The following is a 6,901-nucleotide window of genomic DNA, read 5'->3' as shown; positions in this document are numbered from 1 at the left end:
TTATCGGCTTTCTGCCTAAAATATTTTGGAGATTCAAAAACCGGAACATGTTCACTCAACTTTCCGGTATTTTTCACCAAGGCAACCCGGCCATCTTCATCCCCTACTACCAGATCTATATCCCCATCCTGATCCCAGTCCACAGCCACTGGAATAATCATCTCCAGATCCATTTTAATAAGGCCTTCATCATTTTTCAAAAAGACCCCTGATTTATAATTGGGATTTTGGCGGGTTCCAATATTTTCGAAATAGGTCATTTTATCCAAAAACTCACCGCAGATCAAATCAAGATCTCCATCCCCGTCAAAATCTGCAAAATTTGGAGAAGGGGCTCCATAAACATCTAAGGTTTTACCCCCAGCTTTAATTCTACCACGATTTGTATAGGTTCCATTGACATTCTCCAAAAGAAATACAAACCCATGCAAGGGACCATTGGTCCATTCTCCTTTTTCATTGTAGGCATTATCCCAGCCATAATCTGCCCAATCGTCAATTCCTACCACTACATCCAAGTCTCCATCCCCTTCATAATCCACCATTTTCCATTGATTAAAGCGAACTTTTTCAAAACCTTTCTTTAGTTCCTCGGAATCAAAAAGCACCTTCTCATTACTTCCTAAACTGGACTTGAAATCTACCAACTCAGCCCCGGGAATATTGACTTTCACTCCTTCCTCAATATGAGATACTTGAACATTCTTAATGGCATCTCCTAGTCTAATCGGAGCCGCGAAATCGGGAAATTCTTCGCCAGTGGTATTTTCAAAAAAATATAGCCCATTGAAAGGTTTATCAGGGCAGGAAACCAGCATATCCATATCGCCATCTCCATCAAAATCCATTGGCATGGGCCAAGCCCAAAGGCCTACTCCCAAAAAAGAAGTTGTACCGGGATTGTTGTATTTAACTAACTCAAAATCAATAGGTCTTGATTCATTTATCAATTTTTCATTGTTTTCTTTTTGAGTACAAAACGCAAAGCAAGAAAAAAGCAAAATGCTACATTTTGATAAAGTATGATTCATAGTACCAAGTCAAAGGTTTTGGAGTCTTTTTATCGATGAAATTATAGTATTGAATTTATTAAAGGAATTATAAATCATCCAATTCAAATCCTGAACAAAAAAACCTGTCAGGAATTTCCCAACAGGTTTTAGAATCAGTTATTATTTATCATACAATTTCCGGAACTTCAAAGCCTGGTCTATAATTTCTAGTCAACATTTTATCCGCATCTGCATCATTCACGAAAGTCTCTGATTTTGGATCAAAATGCAGCACTCTTCCAAGCCTATAAGCGATATTGCCCAAATGAGCTAATCCTGAAGACAAGTGTGCCGTTTCAACCGGGCCATTTAAAATGGATCTATCATGCTTTCGAACAGCATCTATAAAATTAGCAAAATGTCCATCTGTTCCTCCTGCTCCTCTATCCATTCCTGAAGCTGCAACTCCTCCATCATCTCCAGATTTACCCGGAGTACGATCAGGACCTAAGAAGGATTGGTATTTATCATAACCATCCACCACAATATACCCCTTGTCTCCATAGAAGATATTGCCTACAGTAGCTCCTCCTTCAGAGTTGGTGTACCAAGGTCTCACTTCGAATTGAATGATCTTTTTCTCCTCTGGGTAGTTATAAATAGATGTCAAAACTTCTGGCACCTCTTTACTGTCATCCCAAAGAAACTTACCCCCCATAGAGGTGATTTCGGTTGGAAACCCAACATCCAATCCCCACATACAAAGATCTGTTTCATGGATTCCTTGGTTTCCTACATCTCCATTTCCATAATCCCAGTTCCAATGCCAGTTGTAATGCACCAAGTTATGCGTAAATGGTCTTTTCGGTGCTGGTCCTGTCCAAAGGTCGTAATCCAAGCCTTCTGGTACAGGCGAGAAACCTTTATCTCCAATATCTCCTCTCATTCTAAATACCAAACCCCGAGCCATATAAACCCTTCCTATATATCCATCACGCATCAATTGGATAGCCTCTTGCACAGCAGGGGAACTCCTCAATTGCACTCCATGCTGCACAATTCTATCATACTTGTTTGCGGCCTCCACCATCTTTCTACCTTCCCAGATATTATGCGATCCAGGCTTTTCTACGTAGACATCTTTCCCCGCCTGACAAGCCCAGATCGTAGCCAAAGCATGCCAATGATTAGGAGTTGCCAAACTGATTACATCAATATCTTTATTATCCATGACACGTCGGAGATCTTGCTCCAAGGCGACATCCATATTGTATTTCTCCTTAAACGTCTTTTGACGATCAACCAAAAGATTCATATCAGGATCACAAAGCGTGGTCACTTGAACATCCTTTTGGGCCATAAAGCCTTGAATATGCGAATTCCCTCTCCCGTTTATCCCCAATACAGCCGCATTAATTCTATCATTTGCTCCAAAAGCTGATGCCGGAATGATGGTAGGTGCGATCATAGCTGCAGTTCCCGCGATCGCAGTCTTTTTAATAAAAGTTCGTCGAGATTCTTCTTTTTTCATTTTGGTTATTTTAAGGTTTTATGAATCTAAATCTTTCCTCTTTTTCTCATTAATCTATTCACCTAGGATCAGATGTTTGGATGAATTTGAATCTCTCCAGAGGTTTTTTTATCAAATTTGAAAGGGCTATTAAATAAAGAGTCCAGACAATTGATACTTTGGATCTTGTTAATTTTTTAAAAATTTTAATAAATAAAATTTCATTTACAAGATATAAACCAAAAGCCAAATGACCTAATCAACTAATTTTCAATTGAAGTAATCTGATCTAGAAAATACTTTAAGATAAGGCTTAAAAAAAAGTCTAGATAAATACAGAATCGAAACAAGATCTAAATTAAAACAAAGCTCTATTTCAATTCCAAAGCTTCTATTTGATTTCCATTTTCTCCTCGAATCGCCTCAAACCCATTGATCATTTCAACTAGTTTTTCAGGGTTAGATTCGGCCAGATTGGTTTGTTGTGAGGGATCATCTTTTAGATTATACAACTGATATTCTTTTAGATTACCCAATTCAATATTTACACTGGTCTGAAGGGCAGGGCCATTGTAAGGAGGAATCATCGCCCAATCGCCTTTTCTGTAGGCAGTTCGACTTGTTGCTTCTAAAACGAACTCTTCTCTCCCCTTCTGACTATTTCCCAACAAAACATCCAATAGATTTTCACTATCATTTGTCTTGGCTTCACTTCCTACCAAAGCCGAAAGAGATTCAAACAAATCAATCTGAGTAATCATGGCATCGGAAACTGCAGGTTGAATTTTACCCTTCCAATAAGCAATAAAAGGAAGTCTTGTACCTGCTTCAAATAGACTGTATTTACCTCCGCGAAAAGGACCAGCTGGAGTATGATTACCAATTTTTTCTACCGCATCATCATAATAACCATCATTCAAAACAGGCCCATTATCGCTGGAAAAAATAATCAAGGTGTTTTCTAGGATTCCTTGAGACTCCAATTCTTTCAAAAATTCCCCAACTATCCAGTCTGCTTCCAAAATAGCATCTCCTCTAGGTCCCATTCCTGAGGTTCCTTCAAATCTTGGATGCGGCGTTCTTGGCACATGAGGCTGCTGCATGGCATAGTATAAAAAGAATGGGGCATCTTTTTGCGCTTCTTCTTTCACATACGCTTTTGCTTTCTCCAAAAAATGATCCGCCATATCAATATCAGACCACTTTGCCGCTTCGCCCCCTTTCATAAAACCGATTCTTGGGATACCATTGACAATACTGTTATTATGACCGTGATGCCATTTCATGGTTAGCATTTCAGGATTTGAAATTGCTGTGGGTTCGCCCTCAAAATTCATATCATAACTCACAAGAATTGGATCATTTGGATCAAGTCCCACTACATTTCCATTTTGTATATAGACAGTAGGAACTCGATCTTGAGTAGCTGCCATGATATAAGAATAGTCAAAGCCGACCTGATTTGGACCTGGAGAAATTTCTTTATTCCAATCCACATTTCCATTCCCCAATCCTAAATGCCATTTACCAACCACTCCCGTATTATATCCAACCTGCTTTAGCATTTTTGGAATAGTCATCTGAGCAGGGTCAATTAAAAGAGGAGCTGTTCCAGGCAAAATCTTCGCATTCTCATTTCTCCAAGGATAAGTCCCTGTAAGAATTGCATACCTACTGGGAGTACAAGTAGCAGAAGAAGCATAAGCATTTGTAAACCGGAGTCCTTCATTGGCTAGTTTATCAAAATTCGGGGTTATTAAAGTACCTGCCTGATAAGCACTTACATCTCCATAACCTAGATCATCCATGTAAATAAAGATGATATTTGGTTTTTGGACTTCTGCTAGATTTGTTTCTGTCTCATTTGATTTACAGGCTACAAAAAAAGATGATAACAGGGTTAAAAGGCAAAGCCAACCTAGGGTAATTCTGTTAGTTTTCATTTATAGATATATAATTTATTCTTTAACTTTTCCTCTTTTTCCAACCAATTAAATAAACTTTGCTTTTAGGCAATCTAAAACACTTTTATAAAGTGAGTCAAGCTTTAAATACCAGCAATAAGTTCTTGCGATTCTATCGATACTCAAAATTATTTGGGATTAATCCGAGACTCCCTAAGAAGTCCTTACTGGCTGCAGAAATATTATAATCTGAGGATTCACTTTCATAAACTTTTTTGACGGATTCAATAAACGGTTCCTTCTTATCGGTATATAGCAAGTAATTAATTGCCATCAAGGAGAAATGAGAATTCGTGCTCAAAACAAATTGATTAAGCCTTTCAATTGCAAGCTCACTTTGATTCAGTTCGTAGAGTATTGCAGCTGCTGTTATGGAAACGGGAGCATAAGAATCATTTAATGCCTCTTCAAAATTATCTGTAAAAGGTAAAAGCATGGGTATATTTTGAGATCTCAATCCTATGGCTGCCCAATACCTTTCAATTTCATTTTCACTTTTCAAAAACTTCAATTGCTGCCTCAATACTTTTTCATTTTGGAAGCCTGATAATTTTGCCACTTGATAAATCTTTTCAAATGGGTATTGGGTTTTATCCTCCCGAAAGTCATAAGGATTAGAATATTCAGATATTTTCTCCAATTCAAACTCAGGTAAGAATAGCACATCCCTTCGCTCAGATAAATGAGAATCTAGGGAAACTCTCATTTCATCTGCCAATGCAGCATACTCTGGCAGGTCAATTAAATTAGTTGTTTCCCATGGATCATTTTTCAAATCATAAAGAACTTCGGGATGACGCGGTTCAAAGAGACTTTTTTGCAATGGATTCAATACACCATCCTCTAAATCTTTTCTCATAATCTGCTTAATATCTCCAATCTCCATGTATCGGATATATCTAGCCTCGGGCATAAATGGCATAAAGTTCCTAGAATAAACAAATCGGCCATCCGTAACAGTCCGAACCATATCTACCCCATTATCAGATCGATCTGAAGAAAGAAACAATTTACCTGCTTCACTACTCCTTTCTTCCCCTAATAAAAATCTTCCTTTTAGGTATGAAGGAACTTTGCCCCCGACAAAACTGATCATTGTTGGTGCCAAGTCTTCAAAGCTGATGAGTTCATCGGTGATCGTGGCAGTTCCCCAAGGAGAGAGCTGTGCATATTTTTCTGGAAACCAAATCGTGAAAGGAACGCGATAGCCATAATCAATTCCATTGGTTTTTCCTCTAGGCATTCCTTCACCATGATCCGCAAAAATGAAAATTATTGTTTCTTCCAATAGCCCATCCCCTTTCAATCTGTCAATAAGTTCACCGATTCTATTATCAGTCAACTTCAAGCTATTGTATACCCTAGCCATTTGCTTTCTCATCTCAGGGCTATCCCGATAAACTGGAGGCATTTCAAAATCACTTTCTCCAATTCTTTCTTCTTCCGGTAATTTATACAAGACGTTTTCCAAATACCAATCATATGGATTTGTCATGGTTCTGGACTGATGTGATTCATCAAAGTTAAATACAGCAAAGAAAGGTTGCCCATTTGATCTCTTCCACCAACCCGCATTTCCAGAACTTTCATTCCAAGCTTCAGCAATAAAATCCTGTGGATTGGCAACATTATAGTCTGTTTTACTATTGTTGCTCACATAATAGCCAGCTTGTTTTAGAAAATAAGGAAAGCCCTTTATTTCAGATGGAATAGCGTAATTACTTCTGTGATTCCCAGTTCCCAATTCATAGGTCTTTACTCCGGTAATGATGGCGGATCTACTTGGTGAACAAACAGTTCCAGTTGAAAAAGCATTGGTAAACTGAACTCCTTCCTGAGTGAATTTATCCATTATCGGGGTCTTCGAATCCTTATTCCCATAGCTTCCTATAAACTGAGGAGAAGTATCTTCAATAGTAATCCAGAGAATGTTAGGTTGTTGCCCAAAGCTGCTTGAAACAGTAAGAAAGACTCCAAACAAGATAGTCGATATTATTCCTTTCATTCTAATTCTCTGAATATTGATTCTCTTTTAACAAAATAGATTTTCAAACCAGCTACAACGAATAAATTACAATTAAAACAACTTGTCAAAAATCTTAAATCGATCAGCTTAGAGATTTATTTATGCCCCGATTTTAATTAGCAATTTATCGAGTTTATTGGAATATGCTTTATAAAAATAGTACCCTGCAATTACTCCCATCGTATCTGCTATCCCATCATAAAGATCCATATCTCTTCCGGGGACAAATTTTTGAACAAATTCAGTCATCAATCCAAAAAGAATAATCCAAATCAATGCCTCAACGAGCTTTTCAGGTTTTTGGAACTTGAAGCAACCATTGATAGACAGCCCAAAAAACAGCAAAAAGTGAGCAATCTTATCATTATAGGATCCCGAAGGACCTACTTGGCTAGGAGTCCAAACAAGA

Annotated in this window: 4 protein-coding genes and 1 pseudogene; all 5 read right to left on the bottom strand. The window is 38.0% G+C overall.

Going from position 1 to position 6,901, the window contains the following annotated elements; genetic code table 11:
• Positions 1-1,031, bottom strand: a pseudogene (locus tag Q0L68_RS14025) (FG-GAP-like repeat-containing protein); the annotation flags it as partial.
• Between the two features lie 148 nt (positions 1,032-1,179).
• Complete coding sequence (locus Q0L68_RS14020) at positions 1,180-2,523, bottom strand: Gfo/Idh/MocA family oxidoreductase (protein WP_296704346.1); 1,344 nt, start codon at positions 2,521-2,523, stop codon at positions 1,180-1,182.
• 350 nt (positions 2,524-2,873) lie between these two features.
• Entirely contained in the window at positions 2,874-4,445 is a 1,572-nt protein-coding gene (locus Q0L68_RS14015) for an arylsulfatase (protein WP_296704343.1), read from the bottom strand.
• A 133-nt stretch (positions 4,446-4,578) separates the two neighbouring features.
• On the bottom strand, positions 4,579-6,471 hold the full coding sequence (locus tag Q0L68_RS14010; RefSeq protein ID WP_296704341.1) for a sulfatase: 1,893 nt from the start codon (positions 6,469-6,471) through the stop codon (positions 4,579-4,581).
• A gap of 120 nt (positions 6,472-6,591) precedes the next feature.
• Positions 6,592-6,901 (bottom strand): VanZ family protein (locus Q0L68_RS14005; RefSeq protein WP_296704340.1); only part of this gene is annotated, 310 nt, incomplete at its 5' end.

It is taken from the genome of Algoriphagus sp., from assembly GCF_024642405.1.
Taxonomy (GTDB): Bacteria; Bacteroidota; Bacteroidia; order Cytophagales; family Cyclobacteriaceae; genus Algoriphagus.
The sequence above is the reverse complement of the archived record's forward strand: the minus strand, read 5'-3'. Positions and strand labels throughout refer to the sequence as shown.

What these genes read in the sequence shown, in the direction of transcription:
- Q0L68_RS14020 (WP_296704346.1), bottom strand. Translation starts at nt 2,523, where the DNA reads ATGAAAAAAGAAGAATCTCGACGAACTTTTATTAAAAAGACTGCGATC.
- Q0L68_RS14015 (WP_296704343.1), bottom strand. Translation starts at nt 4,445, where the DNA reads ATGAAAACTAACAGAATTACCCTAGGTTGGCTTTGCCTTTTAACCCTG.
- Q0L68_RS14010 (WP_296704341.1), bottom strand. Translation starts at nt 6,471, where the DNA reads ATGAAAGGAATAATATCGACTATCTTGTTTGGAGTCTTTCTTACTGTT.